Source organism: Pseudomonas sp. NPDC087614 (assembly GCF_044743485.1).
GTDB lineage: Bacteria > Pseudomonadota > Gammaproteobacteria > Pseudomonadales > Pseudomonadaceae > Aquipseudomonas > Aquipseudomonas baetica_A.
The window spans coordinates 36,931-62,589 of sequence record NZ_JBIUWN010000007.1 but is presented as its reverse complement, the minus strand read 5'-3'; the positions used below and the strand labels follow the sequence as shown (position 1 = coordinate 62,589).

Genomic DNA, 25,659 nt, shown 5'->3' with positions numbered 1-25,659 from the left:
GAACCGCCGCTCCCATTGCGAGATATGCCGCCATGCCCGATAGCCTTTTCCCCGATCTGCCTTACCCGCCACCGCTGGCGCTGCCCCCCGCCGCCCCACTGCCCAAACATCTTGATGACAGCCTGTTGCAGCAGGCCACGGCCCGCTGGCGCGAAAGCAGCCAAGGCTTGCGCGAATTGGTTGCCGCGACGCCTGCACTGCGCGACTCGATCAATGAACTGTTGCGCCAACAACTGAATCTTGATGGCGAGCACGCCGGCCTGCGCTCGACCGCCACGGATACCCAGCCAGAACGTTTTGTCTGCCTCACCGATGCCTGTGCTTTTGTCTTGCAACACCCGACGCTGGAGGCGACGGTCGATCTGCACAGCCGGGTGACCGGCGTGCCTGTGGCTCATCCGCTGGCCACCTTGAAGCCGCTGCAAATGCTCGAACTGCTCAAGGCCATGAGCACCGAACAGGCGCACCAGGCTCGTTGGTTGAGTTTTTGGGACGCGCGCGCGCGCGGCACCCCGGTGACTCAACGCGAACGGGCAATCCAGCTTTACCGTGATCACTTCGAAGCCACAGCCCAGGTGGCATTCGCCCGCAGGACCCTGACCGCAGAACAACTCAAACCGTTGCAACAGATCATCGATACCCGCACCGGGGTACTGACACTGGACGGTCAGCCCATCCACACGGAACAACTGGCGCTGCTGCTGAGCAATAACAGCAAAGTCAAACTCAAAGGCGCGTGGGTCATCAGCGTGGGCGATCCGGCCAGGGCCAGTCCTTTGCTGTATCTGCCCTCCCGCCCTGTTGCCATCCAGGCCTTCAGCACACGCCAAGTCCTGGAAGACTGGCTGACCGGCCAGGCGCTTGTCCCGACCGGTTTGCCGACCAAGGACCTGCGCTTTGTCTACAGCGCCGCCACCGACCCAATGATTACCGGCTCAAGCGACCTGTTTGCCGATCGCCAACAGGCTCAGATCAGCGCGTTACGCAACGCCAACCACGGCAAGCCCGGGCTGATGGCGCATGGCGCGCAATCGCTTGTTCAGGCAGACCTGCTCGATAGCCAGCGCCGCAAAGCGATCATCGTGGCGTTGCCGCCAAACCCGGTACCTGCACAACTCGATATCGAAACCGACGAACAGTCGCTGTTCGGCAGCCTGCGTGCAGCAATCCCGTTGTCGGTGCGACATGCGGCGCTGAAACGAGCGCGCGACGCACTCGACGCATTGCTTGAAAACGACGGCAGGGGACATCGTCAGCAAGCGTGCAAAGACGCACTCAAAGCCTTGGAAGCAGCAGAAAAAACCTGCGACACGGCCGCGACGGCCCTGCTGTATCGAGCGCGACCACAGGACCTGAGCACGTTCAATACAGCGTTCAATCAGATTCATCAGGCGCACAAGGACGGCTTGCACGCCGAGGCAACAGTGCAATTGGCACTGGGTCAACTCGATAGCGCTGAGCACAATCTGCTCAAGGCGATTCTGGACACGCCCCTCGCAGCCGAGCGCGACGCTGAGCTCACGGTTGCCAGCCTGACCCTGACAATGACTCAAACGTCTGACCCGACCGCCACCACGCAGACCGAAACACTCAAGGGCCCGCTTGTTGTGATGCGGCAAGCCGCGCTTCTCGACGCAGACTCGACAGGCAGTGTGTTGCTTTACTGGCCCGGCAGTGGCGGCGGCTTGCAACGCTTTGCCAATCGCCGCGAACTGGAACGCGAGGTCTTCAAGATCCAGGAAAAGGACCCCGAACTGACACTGCTGTTGAACCGGATCGACACCGATCCGCTGCACTTGAGCCTTGATGCGCAGATCAGTGAGTTCGAGTCGAACGCCAGCGCACTGCGTGGCCGCAGCGAACACGACGACGAGCTGGAAATCCTGCGTAAACGCACCCTCGCCGCCTTGCAGGTGCCGGTCAATGCCGCGCGCAACCTGACCTTCGCTCATGTGCTGGAGCAGGATCGCAGCGACACGCTCGCCACCCGTCTGCCAGGCTGGCTCAAGCATCTGTCCGAGACAGACCGGGGCACACTCAAGGACCTGATCCAGCGCTTTATTTCGGCGATGCACCGCAGCCATAAACAACTGGCGCTGGCGCTGGAATCGCGAGACGAATTCACCCGCAAACATTTGCTGAAGCGACTGGGCGATGATTTTTCGATCAAGGGCGATTTCGAGGTGACGCTCGACCTGCCCGAGTCTGTGAAATACGAAAAACGCTTCAAGCCCGCCCCGGGACATTCCGGTTATGAACTGGTGATGGTGCCCAGTACCGCCCGCAGCAAAATGACCCTGGTGGAGTTTGCTCAGCTCAACATCGACAACACCCCGTCCATGCAACTCGAACCGCTTTCGTTGCGTTTGAATTTCGTCCAGACCGAAATCACCGCCACCGATGCCACCGAACGCCAGACGCTGGAGGACGGCATTACCTTTGCGTACCTCAAACGTGTCATTCCGGAACTGGATCTGCCCAACGCCTATGAAAAACTCATTCGCGATACCTTCACAGGGTCGGTGGATGAGTCCGCTTATGTGCGCGAACATCGCCGCGAATGCCTGATCGAGCCCTGGCAGGTCATGCTCAGACTGCAAGGTGAATTCGCCCATCTGCAGAAGCAGATCAGCCTGGACGAGTTGCAGATTCTGAAGATTGCCATCGACGCCAACACCGCTGAGGCCTGGCATGCCGATAACAAACGTGTGGTGATCCGCCCGGCCTATCTGAGCGCGGGTGGCAAGGACACGCACAACGAGGGCCCGGCCACATTGTCCGGGGTGACTTTTATTGAAGAGCAAGTCAGCGGCACGACCTTGCTGTATCTGCCCGACAGCCCCGATGAGCGATTCCTGCGCCGTTACGACAACCTGGAAGCGGCCCGCCTGGGCCTGTACACGCTGTGTCAGACAGACAAGTGGACCTCTTATCTGGCCGGCCGGGCATTGCAAGGCACCGTGCGGGCACATGAAGGCCGGATTGCGCAGGCCGTGCTCAAGCGTTTTGACGCCATCATCGGCGTCGGCGTGCGCTGGCCGGCCACGACTTCGTTTGCCGCCCACCTGCTCGATGCGCACATGGGCCGATTGATCGAAGCCCATCGTTCGACCTCTCGCTCCAACGATGCGTTGTACATGGAGCGTTATGCCCTGAAAGGGCCGCGAGCATTCAACTACATCAAAATGGCCCTGGGCATGCTGCCTTTCATCGGCACCGCCCTGGCGCTCTACGATGCCTGGACGGCGGCTAATCAGGCCGTGGCGGCTTTTTTGCGCGCAGACGTGGGTGACGGCCTGGCCGAAATCGAGTCGGTACTGGTGTCATTGATTGACGCTGCCATGGATCTGTTGCCCGGTGAAATGGTGTTTTCGGGAGTCTCGCGCGGGGTTCGCTCATTGGTGCGGGCACGCCAGGCCCGAGCACTGGCGACCTCGGCGACGGCGATGCACATGCCTTCGCAGCGCCAGGCCCGCCACTTGATCGCCCGTTTTGCCGGCTACGAGTATCAACGTCCGATTTCCCTGGCCGGGCTGGAGCCGGGAACCAGCGGCCTTTATCGCGGCGTTTACCGCCACGCCGACGGTGACTTCATCGTGCGTCAGGGGCGGATTTATGAAGTTCAGCCCAGCACCGATTCACGCAATTGGCGATTGCGTGGCACCTCGCAAAAAACCTACAAACAGCCCATCGCCCTGGACGAAACCGGCCAGTGGGATACCTGGTTCGGCGTGTATGGCACCACCCTGGAAGGCGGCATGCTCGGCGGCGGCAACGTCGTCGGATATCTGGCCGATGCACTTGATCCGCACTGGCCGGACCCCATTCGACAACGACTGCCGCAATGGTGGGCCAGCCGTACATTTCGCCGACACCATCAATTGACGCAGGCGGTTGACGACCTCGCCGACCAACTCCAGGCCCGGGGAGAGATAAGCGATGCCTTGATCAATAAATACGCTAGCGCCTCGCTGGCGGATCGAGCGGTCCTGCAACCGGCTGTCGAAGCCGCCTGTGTCGGCGATATCCAGTTGGCGAGCAAACGCTATCAGACACTGGTTGACCTGATGCCACTGACCCATGGCAACAAGAAACGAACCCTGATCGAAATGCAGAGCAAGACTGCATGGTTGATCACTGACCGGCACAGGCGCCGCGCGTTGCACCTTTCACACAGAGCCAAAGCCTTGTCAGAAAGAATCAAAGTGCTGAGTGATGCGATGGACGATCTACTGCCCGATACGCTCCACCAGCGGTTGATGATGCTGGAAGAAACCCGCACGTTGCGTGTACAGATGGTGCAATGGCTGGAGCAGATGGAGGCGCTCAGGGGGCAAGTCAACCTCTGGTATGACCGCATCCGCGTCAGAGCGGACAAACAAAACATGACGCACTTGGTCGAGGAGCTCAATACCAACCACAGCGATACCAACCTGCTGTATCTGAAAACCGCCCATCGACTGGAAATGGTCAAGAACTATGGCAGCACGGATGATTTGTCGTGGTTCTACCTGTTGGCCCAGGCACGCGAACTTCGCGACGATGTTGACCTGGCTTTGTACACGCAGCACAACCTGCCTAACGTCATTGCGTCACAGGCCGAACGCAACCAGATTCTGCAAAATTGCCTCAACCTGTATTCCCGGTTTCGTCTCGAGATGACGATCTGGACCACCAACTATCCGCAACACTTCCACCTGGATGTGGTTGAACCGCTGCTGAGCGGAATCGAGCGTTTGGGCGACCGTGCCCGCCGGGGCATCATTGATCCCCCTGCACCAAGGCGCACAGGGCAGGTAGTGCAGCGGGTCTTCACCACCGCCGACAATCAGGTGCTTTATGGCGTTGAGCAATGGCATCCGGTGACCCAGGCACGCCAGTACGTGTTCACCGGGCGCGGGGGATACAAGGAAATCTGGGAACAAGGCGCCGACGGCAGAATCCGTCTGACGAACCCGCAAAACATTGCGCCCCCCACACCGCCACAGGTGGCGCTCGCCGTCCTTGTAAGCGATGCGCAACGGCGTCTGGACGCCCAGACAGCCTACCGGGCCACGGTTGAAAGCAATGCCGATCTGGGCATGCTTCCCGTCGACCTGGAACACATGATGGTCAGTCAGGCCGGCGAGTTGAATCAACGCGCCAACCTGATTCAGGCCAGGTCGGCACAGCACCCGATCATTGAGCAACTGCGCAACAAGGCCGACGAATTGATTGTCACCGGCCGATCCATACGCACCCAGCGATCATTGACCAGCCAGCAGCCTACCGATGGCATGTTGCAGGATCTTATCGATCACGACGTCGTGGAGATCCGCAGGGTCAGCCCCCTGCAGAACCTCACCAAAACCCCGAACAAACCAGATCATATGCAGGAGTACGAGATCTGGGACATATCGCTGGACCCAGCACAATTGCTTTGGTACGCCCACTTTCACTATCGAAGGCCGGGCGTGCCGTTCAGGGATTTCGAAAAAGCGCATTTGAAACTGCCCGAACACCGCTTTGTCACCCGCGCCGAAAACCCCGACCTGCCTGCCGGGCAGATTGGCAGGGGATCGGCCATCCTCGATTACTTTTTGATGCTGCCAGACGTTAACTGACGCGGTGGCAAGGGACGCCTGTGGCGAGAGATCGACTCTCTCGCCACGCAGGCTTTCGATCACCCCCAGCGCTTACGCCAGCCGGGTGCGCAACTGCCGCGCCGCCGCCACCATGTTCACCAGTGCCGCTTCGGTCTCCGGCCACGCCCGGGTCTTCAAGCCGCAGTCGGGGTTGACCCACAACCGTTCGGCCGGAATCCGCTGCACCGCTTTGCTCATCAACTTGACCATCTCGGCGGTGTCCGGCACCCGTGGCGAGTGGATGTCGTAGACACCCGGGCCAATGTCATTGGGGTAATCAAACGCCTCGAAGGCTTCGAGCAGTTCCATGTCCGAGCGCGAGGTCTCGAGGGTGATGACGTCGGCGTCCATGTCGGCAATCGCTTTGATCACGTCATTGAATTCGCTGTAACACATGTGGGTGTGGATCTGCGTTTCGTCCTTGACGCCCGAAGCCGTCAAGCGGAACGCCTCAACCGCCCAGTCGAGGTATTCCTGCCATTGCGCGCGGCGTAACGGCAGGCCTTCGCGGAACGCCGCTTCGTCGATCTGCACGATCTTGATCCCGGCGTTTTCCAGATCCACCACTTCATCACGCAGCGCCAACGCCAATTGCTGCGCCTGGACTTTGCGCGACACGTCTTCACGCGGGAACGACCACATCAGCATGGTCACGGGACCGGTCAGCATGCCTTTCATGACTTTGTCGGTGAGGCTTTGCGCGTAGCTGATCCAGTCCACCGTCATGGCGTGCGGCCGGCTCAGGTCGCCGTAAATCACTGCCGGTTTCACACAGCGCGAACCGTAGCTCTGCACCCAGCCGAAACGGGTGAACAGGTAACCGTCGAGCTGCTCGGCAAAGTACTCGACCATGTCGTTGCGCTCGGCCTCACCGTGCACCAGCACATCCAGCCCCAGGCGTTCCTGCACCTGCACGGCGTGGCGAATTTCACTGCGCATGGCGTCGTGGTAATCGTTGGCCGACAGCTTGCCCTGCTTGAAGGCCTGACGCGCCAGACGGATCGAAGCGGTCTGCGGGAACGAGCCGATGGTGGTGGTCGGGAACGTCGGCAATTGCAGGCGCGCCTGTTGTTTGGCGATACGTTTGGCAAACGGCGAATGGCGCTGGCTGTCGCTGGCATTGATCGCGTTGATCCGCGCCTGCACCTGGGTTTTATGAATGCGCGGTGATTGCGCACGGCTTGCCTGAATCGCTCGGCTTTGGGCCAGTGCGGTTTGCACCTTGGGCGCTTGCGGGTCGTTCAACGCATCGCGCAAAACGGAAATTTCGCTGCACTTCTGTACGGCAAACGCCAACCAGTTTTTCAGTTCCGGATCGAGCGTGTCTTCACGCTCGACATCCACCGGGCTGTGCAGCAACGAGCAGGAACTGCTGACCCACAGGTTGTCGCCGAAACGCTCCTGCGCCGGTTGCAATTGCGCCAGCGCCTGCTCCAGTTCACAGCGCCAGACGTTGCGTCCATTGACCAGGCCCACCGAAAGAATCTTGTAGGTCGGCAGGCGATCAAGCACCTGACCGAGTTGCTCCGGCGCTCGCACCGCATCAATGTGCAGCCCTTGTACTGGCAGGCCGACAGCCAGACCAAGGTTGTCTTGCAGGCCACTGAAGTAGGTCGCCACGAGTTTTTTCAACGGCGAATACTGAAGGATGTGATAGGCGCGTTCGAAGGCGCTCTTCCACGCTTGCGGCAGGTCGAGGGTGAGGATCGGCTCGTCGATCTGCACCCATTCCACGCCTTGCTCGGCCAGGCGCACGAGGATCTGGTTGTAGACCGGCAGCAGACGCTCCAGCAAGTCGAGTTTGTCGAAATCGTTACCTTTGGCCTTGCCCAGCCACAGATACGTCAACGGGCCGATGATCACCGGTTTGACGTTGTGGCCCAACGCCTTGGCCTCTTCGACTTCATCGAACAACTGCTCCCAGCTCAGCTTGAACTGTTGATCAGCGCTGAATTCCGGGACGAGGTAGTGGTAATTGGTGTCGAACCACTTGGTCAGCTCTTGGGCATATCGGGTTTGGCCGTGTTCGCTACCGCAGCAGTTCGAGGTAGCGCCACGGGCCATGGCGAACAGGGTGTCGAGGCTCGGCTGGCCGTGCTCATCGCGCACGCCGTCGAAACGCTCGGGGATCACGCCGAAGGTCAGCGAGTGAGTCAGCACCTGGTCGTACCAGGCAAAATCGCCGACCGGCAGCAAGTCGATGCCGGCCGCTTTTTGCAATTGCCAGTGAGTGGCACGCAAATCACGGCCAACCTGGTTCAGCGCGGCCTGATCGAGATCGCCTTTCCAGTAGGCTTCGAGGGCTTTTTTCAGTTCGCGGTCGGCGCCAATGCGCGGAAAACCAAGGGTGTGGGCCACGGCCATGTCGAAGGTGCTCCATGAGTAAAAGATGGCGCCATTGTCGACAGCCAGGCCAACATGAGACAAACTCAACCTTTTCGTGTTGATCACAAGTTTTGTTCATGGAGCCAGCCGGTGCTTGAAATCCGTCACCTCAAAACCCTGCACGCATTGCGCGAGGCGGACAGCCTGGTCGATGCCGCCGACCGTTTGCACCTGACCCAATCGGCGCTGTCCCACCAGTTCAAGGAGCTGGAGGAGCGTATGGGCATGCAATTGTTCGTGCGCAAGACCAAACCGGTGCGTTTCACCAGCGCCGGTCTGCGCCTGCTGCAACTGGCCGACGCCACCCTGCCGCTGCTGCGCGGCGCCGAACGCGACATCGCCCGACTGGCCGGCGGCACCGCCGGGCGCCTGCACATGGCCATCGAATGCCATAGCTGCTTTCAGTGGCTGATGCCGACCATCGACCAGTTCCGCGACGCCTGGCCGGAAGTCGAACTCGACCTCGCCTCGGGCTTCTCCTTCGCCCCGCTGCCGGCCCTGGCCCGGGGTGATCTGGATCTGGTAGTGACCTCTGATCCACTGGACATCGCCGGCATCACCTACGTGCCGCTGTTCACCTACGAAGCCATGCTCGCGGTGGCCAATCAGCACGCATTGGCGAGCAAACCGTACATCGTCCCCGAAGACCTGCTGACCGAAACGCTGATTACCTACCCGGTGGAACGCGACCGCCTGGACATTTTCACCCGCTTCCTTGAACCGGCCGACATCGAACCGGCGCAGGTACGCACCTCGGAACTGACGGTGATGATGATGCAACTGGTCGCCAGCGGCCGTGGCGTCTGCGGCATGCCGCACTGGGCGCTGCATGAATACAGCTCACGCGGTTACGTGAAGGGCAAACGGCTGGGGGAGAAAGGCTTGTTTGCCACGCTGTACGCCGGGATTCGCGCCGATATGCTCGATGCGCCGTACATGCGCGATTTTCTGCTGACGGCCAAGGACACTTCGTTTTCGACGCTGGATGGTGTTAGCGCGGTGCGTTGATCACCACCACACCCTCCAGGCTTGCTCGCGAAAGCGGTTTGTCCGTTGAGCAATCCATATCTGACCGACCGTATTCGCGAGCAAGCCCGCTCCCACAGTGATCCGGGTGTTTTCAGAGTTTTGGGCAGACTAAACAGTGCTGTTTAACTGACATGTCCAGACATGGACTCAGGCTACGCAGCCTTGCGTCACGGCCTACAGCTACGCCAGAATCCGCCGGCTTGTGCGCCTTGGACCGGGTCTCTATCGTTTGTCGGTCGCTGACACATTCAGCGATCGGGTTTAGCGATCCGGCCACACCAACGTCCTATCTCGATTGCAGTCGCTCTCTGCTGCATCGTGCGTAATGGTGGCTGTGCGTGGGAGACCTTCGGGTCTACCCGGGGTTTCTGTAACCCGGATCGCTAACCTGCGTACAGCCGCCACCTTTACTTGTTTAGCGATGAGTCGGGGCGGCTCAGCCTTTACGGAGATTCGCCATGTTCAAGGTAACGCCCAACTCAGGATTACCCACTTATTCAAACCAACCAATATTGGCAGTATTCAAAAATAATTCTTGAAATTTATCCAAACCAGAATAATACCCCCCCAAAGCACGCAGACCACATTGATATGGCCGGGAATTACCACCCAAGGTCGCAACCTCTTTGGGAAATTATTTATTTCATCAATGGCACCAGGATCCATATTTCGGAAAAACTCTATAACTAGCAGGGCATATACAATCTCAAGGCTTCCCACTTTGAAGATTATCGGGGTCCTTTTATCCCCTTTGTAGGATGCAACGAAGCGAGAGTTAGATAGATAACTTTGTATTTCTACCAGCTTGTGAATTGCTACGTATGCTGAAAAGCAGTAATTCAAGATAAACAATACAAAAAGTGGAATACCAGATAGCCCAATAATTTGATCGATGTTCATTATTGACTCACCTCGTACACCTTTTCACCGACAAATTCTCCGAACTGGCCACCGCTATCCCCCATTTGTGCCGCAAGTATGCCGCTTATAACTAACATACAAACCAAACCTCCAGTACCGGCTGTGCCGACTCCAATTGCTGTACATGCCATGGGAGCAATTGGTGCCAATCGGCTCGCTAAGATTCCGCCTGAAACGATTCCTGATAATTTCGATCCCTCTACGAATTTCGCTTTACGACATTCCTCCTCGCGTCCGGTGCGGCATGCTTCGTGGATCTTCATTACGGTCGAGGTGGCCCCCAGTTCAATCGACACATATCCACCTGCTCTCATGTATTTGGAAACCCGCGCCACCCCTTCGATATGTGTCGCATACCCCGGCAATTGGCTCGGTGCACCAGCCTTGTTCCAGTTGTGCACGATCCTTCGTGTGGACAAGCCTAGTGCTCGTTTGAGTTTGGGGTGATCCGGTAGGCCCGTCGTTTTGCGAACCAAGGGGCCCAAACTCGCATCAAGTTTCTTCATCAGCCTTTTGCGTTGCGCAAAAAACTCTGGGGAATGAAGGTTGCCGTGCTGTCGGTATTGCTCAATGTGCAAGCGCTCCAGTTCTGTAGCGTGTTCTTAAGTGTTTCCATGTGTTGGCCCACCATGAACGACGCGACGCCCAACGCTCCAGAAGAAACACCCAAAAACGGTTCAATCACCTCATGGTGTTCAACCATGAACGACGCCTCTTCATCCGTCAGATCCTTCAGCGCTTCATTCACTTTCTCTGCCGCCGCCATCATCTGCGCTTCTTCGCGGTGGCACATGTAGTTGCGCGAGTCGCTGAAGATGACCATTTGTCCCGGTTTGACCTGTTCGCCGAGATGGCGGTTTAGGGAGCGGAATTCGCGGCGCAAGGCATCGCTGAGCGTGGTTTCGTAGAGCGCACGCTCGAGCGCTTCGCGGCTCATGGGTTTCTGGACGATGTGAAAGCCCGACTCTGCCGGTTGCGGCAGGGTGTAGGTGTGCTCTTCCACCAGATGCTGGGCGGGTGGTGGTTCGGGTTTGAAGGCGTTCCAGGAGGCGCCGCCGCTATCGGCAACAACGCGTGGTTTCACCACGACCCAGTCGCCGTTGCGAATGGCTTCGACAAGTTTTCGCTGGTTGGCGCCTTGCAGGTAGTTGGATTGATTGAGGCCCATTGCATTGAGCATGTCATCGAAACCCGGCAGTTCATCCGGGCGGTTGAGTGCCTGTCGAAAGGTGTCCATGGCTTGGTGGGTGTCGAGTAGCTGTTGGCCGTGGAGTTCGCGTTGAAGGATGAGTCTGGTCACATCCGTGTCCCGTTCTGCAAAACGGGGGACTTTGGCGAGCGACCTCAAGCTTTGATGCCGGGTGATTCTCTTTTGCGTGTAGGGCGATTCCGATTTTGGCCAAAGCAATTTGCGCGCACCTGCACCCGGCCAGGTTTGGTGAGTGTTCTTATTACCTTAAACAGCAATGTTTAACAGACATGTCCAGACATGGACTCAGGCTACGCAATCTTGCGTCACGGCCTACAGTTTGCCGGGCACACCGCACCGCCCCCCCCTGCTCGGTGAACCGACCGTCAATCGCGCGCGGGATAACCTCGATCCACCAGCCTGAACAGGATGAAACAGTGACGGGTCAGAGTTCACGCCACATGTGGATCTTGTCGAAATAGTCTTCACCGACCCGCACGGCCAGCGGCTCGAGGCCGAACTGGATAAAGCCGCAGCGTTGATACAGCTTGAACGCCGCATCGTTGCCGGCGGTGACGGTGAGCTGGATGAGTTTCAGCTCGGGATGGTTTTGGCCTTCGCTCAGCGCGGCTTGCACCAGTTCATAACCCAAGCCGTGCTGGCGAAAATCCGCCGACACGTACATGCCGAATAACGTGGCCTTGTGTCGGGCCTTCTCACGAGGCTCGAACGCCAGACCGACGATGCCCGCCAATACGCCGGCCTCGAACGCACCGAGCACCACATCGAGCTTGCTGGTCAGCCGCGTTTCCCACCAACTCAGCGGCATCACTGCCCGTTCGCGCACGCTGGAGGTGAAGGCGTGTGGATGGCGGTCGTAGGCCTGGAGCATCAACTCGCGATAGGCCAGGGCATGGCTGGCGTCCAGCCGTTCGATCCACATCTCAAGCCCCTCGCCGTTGTTCAATCATCAGCCGCACGGCCAGACCGCCGAGCACCAGGCCCATGAAATAACGCTGCACCGCCAGCCACGTCGGGTTACGCACGAACCATGATGCAATGCCCGCCGCGAACAGTGCGATCAACAGATTGACGGAAAAACTGACGCTGATCTGGGTCAGGCCAAGAATGATGCTCTGGGTGAACACCGAGCCATGTTCAGGCGTGATGAACTGCGGAAATACCGAGAGGTAGAACACCGCAATTTTCGGATTCAGGGCGCTGGTGAGAAAGCCCATGGTGATCAACTTTCGCGACGAATCCGCCGGCAACGGCTGCGTTTCGAACGGCGAGCGTGCGCCGGGTTTCACCGCTTGCCAGGCCAGCCACAGCAGATACAGCGCGCCAGCCCACTTCAACACCTCATAAGCCATCGGCACCGCGAGAAACACCGCGGTCAAACCGGCGGCCGCTGCAAACATGTGCACAAAAAAACCGGCCACCACGCCCAGCAACGAGGTCACACCGGCCTTGCGTCCCTGGCAGATCGAACGCGAGATCAGGTAGATCATGTTCGGCCCCGGCGTCAGTACCATCAGCAACGCGGCGGCGGCGAAAATCAGCAGGTCTTGAAGCGGGATCATGGCAAAGTCCTTTGCGTGGATGATCAGGCAATGGCGGTGAGCGAGGCTCGATAAAACGGCAGGATCAGGTCGCGTGTCAATGGCGCCAGTTCAACATCGCCGTCGGTGGCCGGGTCGACCCAGACCACCTCTTCGATTTCGGCGGCAGGGGTGACTTCGGTGTCGATGGTCAGTTGAAAGATTTCAGCCTGTACGACAAATCCTGGCTCATTGGCGGCGGGGGCGCAGAACTGGCCGAGGAATGTCGCCTGCGAAGGGTCAATACGCAATCCCAACTCTTCCTCCAGCTCACGGGCCAGTGCATGCAGGGGCCGTTCGTGGGGCTCGATCTTGCCGCCCGGTTGCATGAACGCCGTGGTACCACGCTTGCGTACCAGCAGGGTGCGACCGTCAGCGCCGAGCAGTAGCGCGGCGGCGATGCGAATGATGCGTGGGGAGACAACGGGTGCAGAGGTCATGGGGCAGCCACCGGCCTGAAAAAATCGCAAGGATCCCATGCCTGCCCAATGACGTCACCTTACAGATCGCTAACCCTGAGCCTTGAGTTGCTCGTCGACCTCCTCAGGCACCTTGACGAAAATCTTGTATTTGCCGCCTTCCATGGCTTCGAAAGCAATCAGCTTTTCCACCAACAGGCCGCTGAGGGTTTTGCCGGCATTGAGCAGCAACATGCCGTTATCAGCGTTGAGATTGCGCGCCAGAATCATTCCCGGCGCCAGATCCCGAGTGGTCAGTACCTTGACCGTCGGATCGGCCAGCGTGACATCGCTGAGGAAGGCCGCACACACGTGAATGAAATCTTCGACCAGTTCCGGATCGTACAGGCGTGCGGCGTACTGGCGCAGGTACAGCAACGCTTCGTCGCTGTTCATCTGCCGCTCAAGAATCAGGCCGCGTTGCAACTCGACGAAGTCCACCGCCAGTTTCAGTAACCGCGAGCCGAAGGGAATCGCCTCGCCCTTGAGGCGGTCGGGAAAGCCGCTGCCGTCCCATCGCTCCTGGTGATGCAGGATCAGGCGTGCGGCATCTTTCATCGGGTCCAGCGTCATCAGCAAGGACTCGCTCTGCTTCGGATACCCGCGATAACGCTCTTGATCGGTATGACGCAGCAAATCCGAAGGCGTAATCATCATGCCGTCGGTCCAGCTCAGTTTGCCGACATTGTAGAGCGCCGCCGCCATGGTCAGGTCACGGCTGGTGGCTTCGTCCAGGTCATGGTGTTTGCAGTAGCTGCGCACCAGTTCGATGATTTGCCGGTTGGTCTGTTTGGCCGGGGGCAAGCGCAGATTGGCCAGCAACGAGAACACTTCGGTGCCGGTGACATAGCTGCGCTTGAGCTCTTCGTAAGCCAGATCAAGCATGTCGGCGGTCTGTTGCAGCTCGGCGGTGCGCGCCGCGACATGCTTTTCCAGGGTGCTGTTGAGCAGTTTGAGCTGATCGTTTTGCACCCGGGCCAACTGTTCCAGGCGCTGACGTTCTCGCTCGGAATGCTGATGCTCCAGGGACTGACGCAGGATCAGCAGCAACTCTTCGTCATTCCACGGTTTGCTGATGTAACGATGAATCTGCCCGTCATTGATCGCCTTTATGATCGCGGACGGGTCGGCGTAGCCCGTGAGCATGATGCGCACGGTCGCCGGATGACGTTGGCGAACATGAGCCAGCAACGAGGCGCCGTCCATATTGGGCATACGCGCATCGCTCATGACCAGGTCAACCGTCTGCTGTTCGAGCATCTCCAGTGCCTGGGCGCCGCTCGTGGCCAGCAGGACATCGTAGGGTTGGCCCCGCAACAGGCGGCGCAAGCTGTTGAGGATCGACTCCTCGTCATCGACCAGCAGCACCGTGGGGCGGTGAGGCAGAGTCGGGGCGGATTGCTCTTCCATGGCGTGACCTCAAGCAAAACAGTGGACGAAAACGAAGCGCCAGCCTACCGCCTCGCTTGCCTGCGCCTGACTGAAGGCTAGATGATTTTCTGCAGTGTTCACGCAAATCTTCAGCCCGAGTGCACAGGCAAATTGCCGAGGGCGCGACTATGCTCAACTCGCAGGCGGACTCCATCGGCCTTCGAACAGGCACGTAATGAGGGAAAGGATGCTCCCGATGACAACAGCATGTGACCCCGTGGACCGCGCGGTATGACGGCGCCCCCCGTATACATCAATCGCCGCGTGCTCATCGTCGACGACAGCCCGGCGATTCATGACGATTTCGCCAAGATTCTCTGCCCTGTCATCCCCCAGGACGACGGCCTCGGCGAAACCGAGAGTCTATTGTTCGGCACCCCGACTGCGACCCAGACACTGCACTTCGAACTTGACTCGGCATTTCAGGGCCGGGAAGCACTCGATAAACTCGAAGCTGCGCTGGCCGATGAGCGCCCCTATGCCATGGCATTCATTGACATGCGCATGCCACCGGGATGGGACGGGCTGGAAACCATCGAACGGCTGTGGCAAGTCGACCCCAAGTTGCAGGTCGCCCTGTGCACGGCCTATTCCGATTATTCGTGGGAAGACATCGACCGGCGCCTGGCGCTGAACGACCGTTTGCTGATTCTGAAAAAGCCCTTCGACGCAATCGAGATCCGCCAGATGGCCAGCGCCCTTACGGTCAAATGGCAAATGACCGAAGACGCCGCGCTGAAGCTCAACGAGCTGGAACAAGCGGTTGAGGAACGCACCCGGGAATTGTCCGACGCCAATATCATCGTGCAGAACAGCCCGACCATCCTTTATCGGCTGCGCGGCGATCCCTCGTTTGCACTGATGTACATCTCCCACAACATCACTCGCTATGGTCATGTCGCCGCGGATCTGGTGCGCTCGCCGAACTGGGCTCAGGAGCTGATTCACCCGGACGATCAGGCGAACGTCGATGCGGCCATGGCCAGGGTGCTGGATCGGCATGCGTCGGGCGCTTCGATCGAATTTCGCCTGCGCACCGGCCAGGGCACTTGGCGCTGGGTGGAAAACCGCTATATACCAGTGCGCGATCATGACGGGCGGCTGCAGGAAGTCGAAGGCATCATCCTGGACATCACAGAACGTCGTCTGGTCGAGGAGAAATTGGCGTTGATGGCCCGTTCCGACAGCCTGACGGGGCTGGCCAACCGCGCCACATTGATCGAGCGTCTGCACCAGGCGTTTGCGGCCGCGCGTCGTGGCGCCATGCCGTTCGCGGTGTTTTACCTCGACCTGGATCACTTCAAGCGAATCAATGACACCCTCGGGCATCCGGTCGGCGACCTGCTGTTGCAGGAAGTCGCCCAGCGCATCAAGGCCTGCGTGCGAGAAAACGATGTGGTGGCGCGCCTGGGCGGCGACGAGTTCGCGATCCTGCAACTGGACGTCAGCGACCCGACCCAATCGGCCGCGATGGCGTCTCATATCTGCGACGCACTGATGGCGCCCTACAACCTGTCCGGTAATGCGCTGCATATTTCGGTCAGTATCGGCATCAGCAGCTACAGCGCGACCAGTCTCGACGCCGACAGCCTGCTGGGGCAAGCCGACATGGCGCTGTACCGCGCCAAGGAAACGGGGCGCAACCAGTATCACTTCCACTCGGAGGAGATCTCTCGGGAAGTCGCCGAACGCATGACCCTCGTCAGCGAGTTAATGGCCGCGCTGGAGGGCGATGAGCTGAGACTGCATTACGCGCCGGAGATGGATCTGCACAACGACCGGATTCTGGGCATGGAGGCGAAAATCCTCTGGCAACACCCGCGGCGCGGTCTGCTGCCGGCATCCGCCTTCGTCCCGGCGGCGGAAAGAACCGGCGCGATCATTCCTCTGGGGCGCTGGGTGCTGGATCGCGCCTGCCGCCAGATGCAACTCTGGCGTGAGGAAGGCGTGGCACCGCCGTTGATGGCAATCAAGCTCTCTCTGGCGCAACTCAAGAGTGGCCCCGAACTGATCTACGACGTTCTGCGCACCACCGCACGCTGGCAGCTTGCGCCCTGGGATTTGCGTTTCGATGTCACCGAGGCGACGCTGGCCCAGACCAAGTGGACCCACAACGATGTATTGCCACGCCTGCGTGAACTGGGCGTGACCATCGCCATCGATGATTTCGGCACCGAGTATTCATCGTTCGATTACCTGAAAACCTACCGCGTCAATCATCTCAAGCTTGCTCAGAGCGTCATCGATAGCGCGACTCAAGATGCAGCCGGTGCCAGCGCACTGCGGGCGATCGTCAATTTCGCCCGGGATCTGGACATCGGCATCATTGCCGAAGGCCAGCCGACACCGGGACAGCATCCCGCGCCGCCCACCGCGGCCGCATTACCCAGTGCACAGGGGCTCTATTTCAGTGAGGCGGTCAGCGCCGAGCAGGCAGGCCAACTGCTGAGGGACGGACACAAGGTAGTCCAGTCCCGGGGGGAGGATGAGGAATGAAAACCCCATTCCCGCAATCCAACCGGCGCATCCTGATCATCGATGACACACCGGCGATTCACGACGACTTCCGCAAGATCCTTGCCCCGAAGGCGCCCGAAGAGGCTGACTTGAATCACCTCGAACAGACGCTGTTCGGTACCCGTCAGTCGCCACACCTGAACTTCCAGCTAGACTCCGCCTACCAGGGCCAGGAAGCCTTGGCTCTGGTCCTGCGCGCGCTGGCCGATGGCAACCCTTATGCCCTTGCCTTCATCGACATGCGCATGCCGCCGGGATGGGATGGTCTGGAAACCATCGAGCAACTGTGGCAGGCCGATCCGAACCTGCAAATTGCCTTGTGCACCGCCTATAGCGATTACAGCTGGGAGGCGATGGCCGAGCGGCTGGAGTTCGGCGACCAGTTACTGATTCTCAAAAAGCCGTTCGACAGCCTGGAAATCCGCCAGATGGCCAGTGCCCTGACCTGGAAATGGCAACTGGCCCAGGACGCGGCACTGAAGATGCTCAGCCTTGAGCGAACCATCGAGGCGCGGGTTCACGAACTGCTGAAGGTGTCGCGCCTGCTGCAATACGACACCCTCACCGGTTTACCCAACAGCACCCTGCTCGGTGATCGCCTGAGCCAGGCCCTGGCCGTCTGCCGGCGCCATGACAAGCAACTGGTGGTGATGTTCCTCGGTCTGGACCGGTTCAAGCGCATCAATAATGCGTTGGGCCATCCGGCGGGCGACGAAATGCTCAAGCGTGTCGGACAGCAACTGTTGCTGTGCATACGCGGATCAGACTCGGTCTTTCGCTACGGTTCAGACGAGTTCGTGGTGATCCTCACCGACATCAGCCATCCACAGCAGACCCACGCCATCGCCGAAAAAGTGCTCGCGGCCATTCGCCTGCCGCAGACGATTGCCGGCCATGACGTCAGCGTCACCGCCAGTCTGGGCATCAGCGTCTATCCCGAAGACGGACTGGATGCCATCGAGTTGATCAAGAAGGCCGAAACCGCGATGCGTAACGTCAAGGAAAACGGCCCCAACGACATCGGTTTCTTCATCGACGCGATGAACCAGCGTGCACGCGAACAGCAAAGCATCGAATCGGGCATTCGTCTGGCGCTGAAACGGCAAGAGTTCGTCCTGCACTACCAACCGAAAATCGACCTGCGCAGCGCCAGGGTGGTCGGTGCCGAGGCGCTGGTGCGCTGGCAGAAACCGGGGCACGGCACGGTCTATCCCTCGGACTTCATTCCGGTGGCCGAGGACAGCGGACTGATCGTGCCACTGACCCAATGGGTGCTGGCCGAGGCCTGTCGTCAGACTCGGGCCTGGCAAGTGGCGGGACTGCCGCCGATCCGCATGTCGGTGAACATCTCGCCCATCGATATTCGCCAGCGCGACTTCGTCGAAGGCGTCGAGCACGTGCTCAGGCAGTCGGGGCTGGACGCCGGCTGGCTGGAACTGGAAATCACTGAAGGCGTACTGATGCAAAACGTCGAAGCGACAATGACCACACTCAATCGCCTGCAGGCACTGGGCACACGACTGTCCATCGACGACTTCGGCACCGGCTATTCAAGCCTGAGCTACCTGCGCCGGTTTCCCATTGATGTGCTGAAGATCGATCAATCGTTCATTCGCGGTCTGAGCCACGACAGCAATGATGCCGCCCTCGTCAGCGCCATCATCAGCCTGGGAAAAAGTCTGGGATTGAACGTCATCGCCGAAGGCATCGAAACCGCAGAACAACTGGCCTTTCTCAAGGCCCACCACTGCGAAGAAGGCCAAGGCTACTACTTCAGCAAAGCCCTGCCTGCCGACGCTTTTGCGCACTTGCTGGCCGCCACGTCCCCACCGCCCTGGACAGTTTGATGCACGCCCCGAAACCGGCCACGAGAGTCAAGGAGACGATTGCCGATGAGCCTTTACCCCCCTTTCATGGCGTTGCTGCTTTGTGGACTCTGTATCGGTGCCCACGCCGAGCCGCTGGACGAACCGCTCATCCCCCTGCCCGCCGCACCGGCGCAGGATGCCCGGCGCGTTGAACTCGGCCGCCGGTTATTCCACGAGCCACGGTTATCGATCAACAACAGCCTGTCCTGCACCAGTTGCCACCAACTGGACAAGAACGGTGCCGACAGCCGAGCCTTGTCACTGGGGTTCGACGGCAAACCGGTGGCCGTCAACACACCGACGGTGTTCAACGCCAGCCTGAACTTCCGCCAGTTCTGGGACGGCCGCGTCGAGACACTGGAGCAGCAGAGCGACGTGGTCATTACCAGCCCCCATGAAATGGGCAACGACTGGAGCACCGTCGTCGAACGCATCGCCAACGACGCCGACTACCGCCGGGACTTCGCCGCCACCTACCCGGGCGGCGTGACCAAGGCCAATATCCAGCAAGCACTGTCCACCTATGAACGCACCTTGCTAACCCACAATTCCCGTTTCGATCAATACCTGCTGGGCAACACGGACATCCTGACTCTCGAGGAGAAGTACGGCTATCAGCGCTTCAAGGAATACGGCTGCATTGCCTGCCACCAAGGGGTGAACATCGGCGGCAACATGTTCCAGAAATTCGGCGTGTTCGGCGACTACATTGCCGATCGCGGCAACCCGACAGTGGCCGACCAGGGACGTTTCAATGTCACCGGCGACGAAGCGGATCGTGCCGTGTTCAAGGTGCCGAGCCTGCGCAATGTCGCATTGACCGCGCCGTACTTTCACGACGGCTCGGCGCCCACCCTCGAACGGGCGGTGGACGTGATGTTCCAGTACCAGTTGGGGCGCATGCCGAGCGAAGAAGACAAGCACCTGATCATCCTGTTTCTCAAGACCCTGACCGGCCAATGGGAGGGCAAGCCATGAAGAACATCTCACGCCACACCAGCCTGCTGTTGCTCACGCTGGTCGCGGTGGTGCTGGCCTCGATCCTGCTGTTTCTCTATTTCAAGTCAAGCTCCGAACAAACCATGACGTACACCGAGTCAAGGGACCTGGTCCGGCAGATCAAACAGCAGAACGCTCTGTGGGAAAACGAGATTCTCAAAGCCAGGGTGGCGATCTCCCACAACTACGACCCCCTGGTATCGCCAATGAACGAGATGACCCGGCTCTGGGAGCGCTTCGACTCCCTGGAGTCCGGGCATGGTCGCAACGACTCCGTCTTATGGAACGACGCCCACGAGGGGTTCCTGCACGCGATGCAGGAAAAAACCCGTCTGGTCGAACAGTTCAAGTCGCACAACGCCCTGTTGCGCAACTCTCTGGCCTTTTTGCCAACCGCCGAAGACGACATCCAGGCGCAACTGGCCAATCTGCCTGATTTCGACAAGTTGCAGTTGCAGAACATCACCACCGATACCTACGACCTGCTACTCAGTGCCCTGGAGTTCGCCCAGGTCACCTCCGCCGACAAAGCTGCCGACATCGAGTTAGGGTTGAACAAACTGGCAGTGAATGCACAACGCCTGCCCGCGGAGTTTCAAAGCCCGATCAGGATCATGAGCAATCACATCGCCCTGATTGCGCGCGAGCAACCACGGGTCAATCAGTTGCTCGAAAACATCGAAGCCATTCCAGTGGCCGAACGTCTGGACAACATCACCACCATGCTTGACATGGATCAGCAACGCGTCGAAGTCATCGAAAGGAAATACCACTTCTACCTGCTGCTGTTTTCCGTGCTGTTGATGATGTCACTGATATGGCTGGCCGTTCGCCTGATCCGCAGTTTCGCCGAAATCAATCGGGTCAATAGCGCCTTGCAGACCGCCAACGATGCGCTGGAGCAACGGGTCGAGGAGCGCACCCGCGAGCTCAAGAACGCCCAGAGCGAATTGCTCGACGCCGCGCGCCAGGCCGGTATGGCGGAAATCGCGACCAACGTGCTGCACAACGTCGGCAATGTGCTCAACAGTGTGAACATCTCTTGCGACCTGATCGCACGAAAGCTGCGCGCCAGCAAATCACTGGGATTGGGCAAGGCCATGCAATTGATCAACGAACATCCGCACGACCTCGGCCATTTTCTCAGCGAGGACGCCAAGGGCAAATTGCTGCCCGGGTACCTCAATCAACTGGTCGGCGCGATCTCTCAGGAACAGCAGGAAATGGCCGACGAATTGAACCAGATGAACAAAAGCGTCGACCACATCAAGGACATCGTCGCCACCCAGCAGTCCTATGCCGGGGCCAACAGCATGACCGAGCCGCTGTTCATCAACGAACTGCTCGAAGACGCCCTGCGCATGAACGCCGGGGCCCTGACCCGGCATCACGTCACGGTGGTCAAGGAGTACGCCGATGTGCCGCAAGTGATGGGCGACAAACACCGCTTGCTACTGATCCTGATCAACCTCATCAGCAATGCCAAATACGCGATGTCGGACCTCAGCAACCGCCCACGCACCATGACTCTGGGGGTCAGAATCGCGGATGAAAACTTCCTCGAAATCAGCGTCCGGGACGATGGCGAGGGCATAGAGCCGCAGAACATGACGCGCATTTTTGCCCATGGTTTCACCACCCGCAAGGAAGGCCACGGGTTTGGCCTGCACAGCTGCGCCCTGGCGGCCATCGAGATGAACGGCCATCTCACCGCCCACAGCGACGGGCCGGGCAAGGGTGCGTTATTCACCCTGCAGATCCCCCTGATCAGCGTAACGGAGAACGCATGAGTGAGCTTTCGAATCGCCGCATTCTACTGATCGACGACATGCCGTCGATTCATGAAGACTTTCGCAAGATCCTCGCTCCGGCGGCACAGTCGGTGGAACTGGACGAAATGGAGGCAGCACTGTTCGGCACCCAGGCCCGAATCGAGCGTCCTCGGTTCGAGCTGGATTCGGCCTATGGCGGCGAGGAAGGTCTGGGCAAACTGGTTCAGGCCATGCAGGAGCAGCGCCCCTATGCGCTGGCTTTCGTCGATATGCGCATGCCCGATGGCTGGGACGGTGCGAAAACCATCGAACACCTGTGGAAAGAGGATCCGCAGTTGCAGGTAGTGGTGTGTACCGCGTACTCGGATTACTCCTGGGACGAACTGCTGGAACGCCTGCACGCTCATGATCGACTGCTGATCCTGAAAAAACCGTTCGACAACATCGAAGTGCAACAGATGGCCAACACACTGCTCACCAAATGGCAGATGACTGAACGGGCCTCCCTGCAAATGCACAATCTGGAACATCTGGTGGATCAGCGCACCGCCCAGTTCAAGCAGGCCAGCGAAGAACTGCAGAGAGAAGTCGACGAGCGCAAGCAATTGGAAGGACAACTGGTGCAATCGGAAAAACTCGCGTCACTGGGGCAACTGGCGGCGGGCGTGGCCCATGAAATCAATAACCCGATCGGCTTCATTTCCTCCAACCTCGGCACACTGGACGGCTACTTCAAACAACTGCTGACCATGCTCGACGCCTACCAGACGCTCGGGCACGCCCCGGACAGCGAATCGGCGTCACGGCTGGAGCAATTGCGCCAAGACGTCGAACTGGATTTTCTGCTCGAAGACATTCCCGTGCTGATCCGCGAATCCAAGGACGGCATCGGCCGGGTCGGGCAGATCGTCAAGGACCTGAAAGATTTTTCCCGGGTCGATTCCAACCAGCAATGGCAGTGGGCCAATCTGCAACAAGGCATCGAGTCGACCCTGAACATCGTCGCCAGCGAACTCAAATACAAGGCCGACGTGATCAAGGAGTATCAGCCGTTGCCGGACATCGAGTGCCTGCCGTCGCAAATCAATCAGGTCATCATGAACCTGGTGGTCAACGCGGCTCAGGCCATGGGGCAGGAACGCGGCATCATCACCCTGCGCACCGGGCAGCAGGCCGACATCGCCTGGGTTGAAGTGGCCGATACCGGATCAGGTATCGCACCGGACACCCTGCAAAAAATCTTCGACCCCTTCTTCACCACCAAACCGGTCGGCCAGGGGACTGGTCTCGGTTTGTCCCTGTCCTACGGCATTGTGAAAAAGCATGGCGGAGACATTTCGGTGAGCAGCGAGTTGGGCGTAGGCACGACCTTTCGCGTCGAACTGCCGATGCGCCAGACACCGTCAGCCGCTTGACCCCTGCGGGAAGGGGTCGAGGCGTGACACTCTCGTCTGACACCATCGCCTGGCACCGCGCCGTCAGGCGTTTGATGCTCAGCGGTTGCTCCAGCAAAGAATTCGCCCGTAAGCTGGAAATCGCCGTATAAACCGTTAATGCCCATAAGAAACACCGGTACAGCAAACCTGGGATCATCTCCCGGGCCGAGCTGTTTTCGATTGTTCTTCAGGCGCAGAACGCCTGATTGCAGCGTTTGCGCGAGCAAGCCCGCAGCCACAGAGAATCTGCGGCGGGCCACACCCATTGAGTCCGAACCAAGGAAACCGTATGAGCCTGTCCCTCCTGAGCCGCTACGCCTTCTTTGCCGTCTGCGTGATATTCACCCTCGCCAGCCTGCCCTTTCTCGAACACGACTGGCTCTGGCCGATCACTGCCGTCACCGGCGTATTGAGCCTGGTCGGCCTGTTCGACTTGATGCAGAGCCCGCACGCGGTACGCCGCAATTACCCGATCCTGGGCAACATTCGATACCTGGTCGAAGGCATCCGCCCGGAAATCCGCCAATACCTGCTGGAGTCCGACAGCGACGCCCTGCCCTTCTCCCGCGCCCAGCGTTCGCTGGTGTACTCACGGGCGAAGAATGAAAGCGCCGACAAACCGTTCGGCACGCTGATCGATGTCTATCAATCGGGCTTCGAATTCATCGGTCATTCGATGCGCCCGGCGCCGTTGAGCGACCCCAGCAGTTTCCGCGTCACCGTCGGCGGCCCGCAGTGCACTCAACCGTACTCGGCGTCGGTGTTCAACATCTCGGCGATGAGCTTCGGTTCACTCAGCGCCAACGCGATTCGCGCGCTCAACCAGGGCGCCAAACTCGGTAACTTCGCCCACGACACCGGCGAAGGCAGCATCAGCCCGTATCACCGCGAAAACGGCGGCGACCTGACCTGGGAGCTGGGCAGCGGCTACTTCGGTTGCCGCACCAGCGACGGCCGTTTCGACCCGGAACGCTTCGCCACGCAAGCGCAAAACCCGCAAGTGCGGATGATCGAAATCAAGATGAGCCAAGGCGCCAAACCCGGCCACGGCGGGATTCTGCCGAAACACAAAGTCACCCGGGAAATCGCCGACACCCGCGGCATCATGATGGGCGAAGACTGCGTCTCGCCGTCACGCCACAGTGCGTTTTCCACGCCAATCGAAATGATGCATTTCATCCAGCAACTGCGTGAACTGTCCGGCGGCAAACCGGTGGGCTTCAAGTTCTGCCTCGGCCACCCGTGGGAATTCATGGGCATCGCCAAAGCCATGCTCGAAACAGGCATCCTTCCCGACTTCATCGTCGTCGACGGCAAGGAAGGCGGCACCGGCGCGGCCCCCGTGGAATTCACCGACCACATCGGCGTGCCGATGCGCGAAGGTCTACTGTTCGTGCACAACACCCTGGTCGGCCTGAACCTGCGCGACAAGATCAAACTCGGCGCCAGCGGCAAGATCGTCAGCGCCTTCGACATTGCCAGCGTGCTGGCCATCGGCGCTGACTGGGCCAACTCGGCACGCGGCTTCATGTTCGCCATCGGTTGCATCCAGTCGCAAAGCTGCCACACCAACAAATGCCCGACCGGCGTCGCCACTCAGGACGCCTTGCGCCAACGCGCACTGGTCGTGCCGGACAAGGCCCAGCGCGTGTTCAATTTCCATCGCAACACGTTGAAGGCTTTGGCGGAAATGCTCGCAGCGGCCGGACTGGAACATCCTTCGCAACTGTCGGCCAAGCACCTGGTTCGACGCATGTCGGCGACCGAGATCAAACTGTTCTCGCAACTGCATGTGTTTTTGAAGCCAGGGGAATTGCTCACCGGGGAAGTGAACGGCGAGTTTTACTCGCGGATGTGGCAGATGGCGCGGGCAGACAGTTTTGAGCCGATGGAAGTGGTGGCGGCTTAGCGTCCAGACGGAGTGCCATATTCACCCTTTTGGCACTCCGAGCGTCAATTCGGAAGGCGAATTTACCGGCGCTCAGGTGAATTGACGCTTGCACAATATTGGAGAACGGCCGAACTCTTGAATTGAAAGGCAATCAGTCACCGATACGTTCATATCCGACGCTCCCGAAAGAGCACAAACCGGAAAAAGCAGTACCCCAATAAAATATTGATCAGTGAAAAAGAAGCCACCGTCACCAGGCCGGGAAGATGACAGGCATCGGCAATCACGCCCACGCCGAAACTCACCGCGCCCATTGCGCCGACAAACATCAGGTAAGCGAACACCGAGGTTTCTCTCTCGAACGTGTAAAGCGCGTTCACGTAAAACGAGAACGCAGCGGCCACGCAAAACGCCGCAAAATTGCTCGATGCCTGATCGAGGCCGACCGCGGTGCAGAGCACGAAAAATATTTGCCAGTGGATCAGCGCATCTGCAAAGCCGATCACGCCGATTGCGGTGATTCCTTTCATGTCCGTTC

Annotated in this window: 17 protein-coding genes and 1 pseudogene; 9 read left to right on the top strand and 9 right to left on the bottom strand. The window is 59.3% G+C overall.

Annotated features, from left to right (window positions below; translation table 11 throughout):
* Window positions 1-32 precede the first annotated feature (32 nt).
* Complete coding sequence (locus ACIOWA_RS04505; protein WP_401158456.1) at window positions 33-5,603, top strand: dermonecrotic toxin domain-containing protein; 5,571 nt, start codon at window positions 33-35, stop codon at window positions 5,601-5,603.
* Between the two features lie 72 nt (window positions 5,604-5,675).
* Here the strand turns inward: ACIOWA_RS04505 and metE are convergent, their stop codons facing one another.
* On the bottom strand, window positions 5,676-7,988 hold the full coding sequence (gene metE / locus ACIOWA_RS04500) for a 5-methyltetrahydropteroyltriglutamate--homocysteine S-methyltransferase (RefSeq protein ID WP_339433522.1): 2,313 nt from the start codon (window positions 7,986-7,988) through the stop codon (window positions 5,676-5,678).
* A 111-nt stretch (window positions 7,989-8,099) separates the two neighbouring features.
* Between metE and metR the strand changes: the two genes are divergently transcribed.
* Window positions 8,100-9,017: a transcriptional regulator MetR gene (gene metR / locus ACIOWA_RS04495; protein WP_401158454.1), complete on the top strand. Its 918-nt coding sequence runs from the start codon at window positions 8,100-8,102 to the stop codon at window positions 9,015-9,017.
* Window positions 9,018-9,560: 543 nt separating this feature from the next.
* Here the strand turns inward: metR and ACIOWA_RS04490 are convergent.
* The 7 genes from ACIOWA_RS04490 to ACIOWA_RS04460 form a co-directional block, all read right to left on the bottom strand.
* Window positions 9,561-9,938, bottom strand: coding sequence for a hypothetical protein (locus tag ACIOWA_RS04490; RefSeq protein WP_401158452.1), 378 nt, complete (start codon window positions 9,936-9,938; stop codon window positions 9,561-9,563).
* A complete protein-coding gene (locus ACIOWA_RS04485) occupies window positions 9,938-10,360 on the bottom strand; it encodes a hypothetical protein (RefSeq protein WP_401158450.1) in 423 nt (140 codons plus the stop codon). The genes ACIOWA_RS04490 and ACIOWA_RS04485 overlap by 1 nt, the downstream gene beginning before the upstream one ends.
* A gap of 104 nt (window positions 10,361-10,464) precedes the next feature.
* Window positions 10,465-11,259, bottom strand: coding sequence for a hypothetical protein (locus ACIOWA_RS04480; protein ID WP_401158448.1), 795 nt, complete (start codon window positions 11,257-11,259; stop codon window positions 10,465-10,467).
* 334 nt (window positions 11,260-11,593) lie between these two features.
* A complete protein-coding gene (locus ACIOWA_RS04475; RefSeq protein WP_339432887.1) occupies window positions 11,594-12,091 on the bottom strand; it encodes a GNAT family N-acetyltransferase in 498 nt (165 codons plus the stop codon).
* Window position 12,092: 1 nt separating this feature from the next.
* Complete coding sequence (locus tag ACIOWA_RS04470) at window positions 12,093-12,731, bottom strand: LysE family translocator (protein WP_339432886.1); 639 nt, start codon at window positions 12,729-12,731, stop codon at window positions 12,093-12,095.
* Between the two features lie 23 nt (window positions 12,732-12,754).
* A complete protein-coding gene (locus ACIOWA_RS04465; RefSeq protein WP_401158445.1) occupies window positions 12,755-13,189 on the bottom strand; it encodes an NUDIX domain-containing protein in 435 nt (144 codons plus the stop codon).
* A 69-nt stretch (window positions 13,190-13,258) separates the two neighbouring features.
* Window positions 13,259-14,617 carry an HD domain-containing phosphohydrolase gene (locus ACIOWA_RS04460; protein ID WP_339432884.1) on the bottom strand — a complete coding sequence of 453 codons (1,359 nt, stop codon included), beginning with the start codon at window positions 14,615-14,617 and terminating at the stop codon, window positions 13,259-13,261.
* 252 nt (window positions 14,618-14,869) lie between these two features.
* Here ACIOWA_RS04460 and ACIOWA_RS04455 point away from each other — a divergent pair, with 252 nt between their 5' ends.
* The 7 genes and pseudogenes from ACIOWA_RS04455 to ACIOWA_RS04425 all read left to right on the top strand — a co-directional run bounded on the left by ACIOWA_RS04455 (window position 14,870) and on the right by ACIOWA_RS04425 (window position 25,139).
* The gene (locus ACIOWA_RS04455; RefSeq protein WP_401158443.1) at window positions 14,870-17,134 is read left to right on the top strand and encodes an EAL domain-containing protein; all 2,265 of its coding nucleotides are present in this window, start codon (window positions 14,870-14,872) and stop codon (window positions 17,132-17,134) included.
* Entirely contained in the window at window positions 17,131-19,002 is a 1,872-nt protein-coding gene (locus ACIOWA_RS04450; RefSeq protein WP_401158441.1) for an EAL domain-containing protein, read from the top strand. The genes ACIOWA_RS04455 and ACIOWA_RS04450 overlap by 4 nt, the downstream gene beginning before the upstream one ends.
* A 45-nt stretch (window positions 19,003-19,047) precedes the next feature.
* Window positions 19,048-20,001 (top strand): cytochrome-c peroxidase, encoded by a 954-nt coding sequence (locus ACIOWA_RS04445; RefSeq protein ID WP_401158439.1) that lies wholly within the window; start codon window positions 19,048-19,050, stop codon window positions 19,999-20,001.
* Window positions 19,998-21,812: a DAHL domain-containing protein gene (locus ACIOWA_RS04440; RefSeq protein ID WP_339432880.1), complete on the top strand. Its 1,815-nt coding sequence runs from the start codon at window positions 19,998-20,000 to the stop codon at window positions 21,810-21,812. The genes ACIOWA_RS04445 and ACIOWA_RS04440 overlap by 4 nt, the downstream gene beginning before the upstream one ends.
* Window positions 21,809-23,209 (top strand): ATP-binding protein, encoded by a 1,401-nt coding sequence (locus ACIOWA_RS04435; RefSeq protein ID WP_339432879.1) that lies wholly within the window; start codon window positions 21,809-21,811, stop codon window positions 23,207-23,209. The genes ACIOWA_RS04440 and ACIOWA_RS04435 overlap by 4 nt, the downstream gene beginning before the upstream one ends.
* 62 nt (window positions 23,210-23,271) lie before the next feature.
* Window positions 23,272-23,436, top strand: a pseudogene (locus ACIOWA_RS04430) (LuxR C-terminal-related transcriptional regulator); the annotation flags it as partial.
* Window positions 23,437-23,519: 83 nt separating this feature from the next.
* The gene (locus tag ACIOWA_RS04425; protein WP_401158436.1) at window positions 23,520-25,139 is read left to right on the top strand and encodes an FMN-binding glutamate synthase family protein; all 1,620 of its coding nucleotides are present in this window, start codon (window positions 23,520-23,522) and stop codon (window positions 25,137-25,139) included.
* Between the two features lie 149 nt (window positions 25,140-25,288).
* Here ACIOWA_RS04425 and ACIOWA_RS04420 read toward each other — a convergent pair whose 3' ends face one another.
* Entirely contained in the window at window positions 25,289-25,651 is a 363-nt protein-coding gene (locus tag ACIOWA_RS04420) for a GtrA family protein (RefSeq protein WP_401158434.1), read from the bottom strand.
* Window positions 25,652-25,659: the final 8 nt, after the last annotated feature.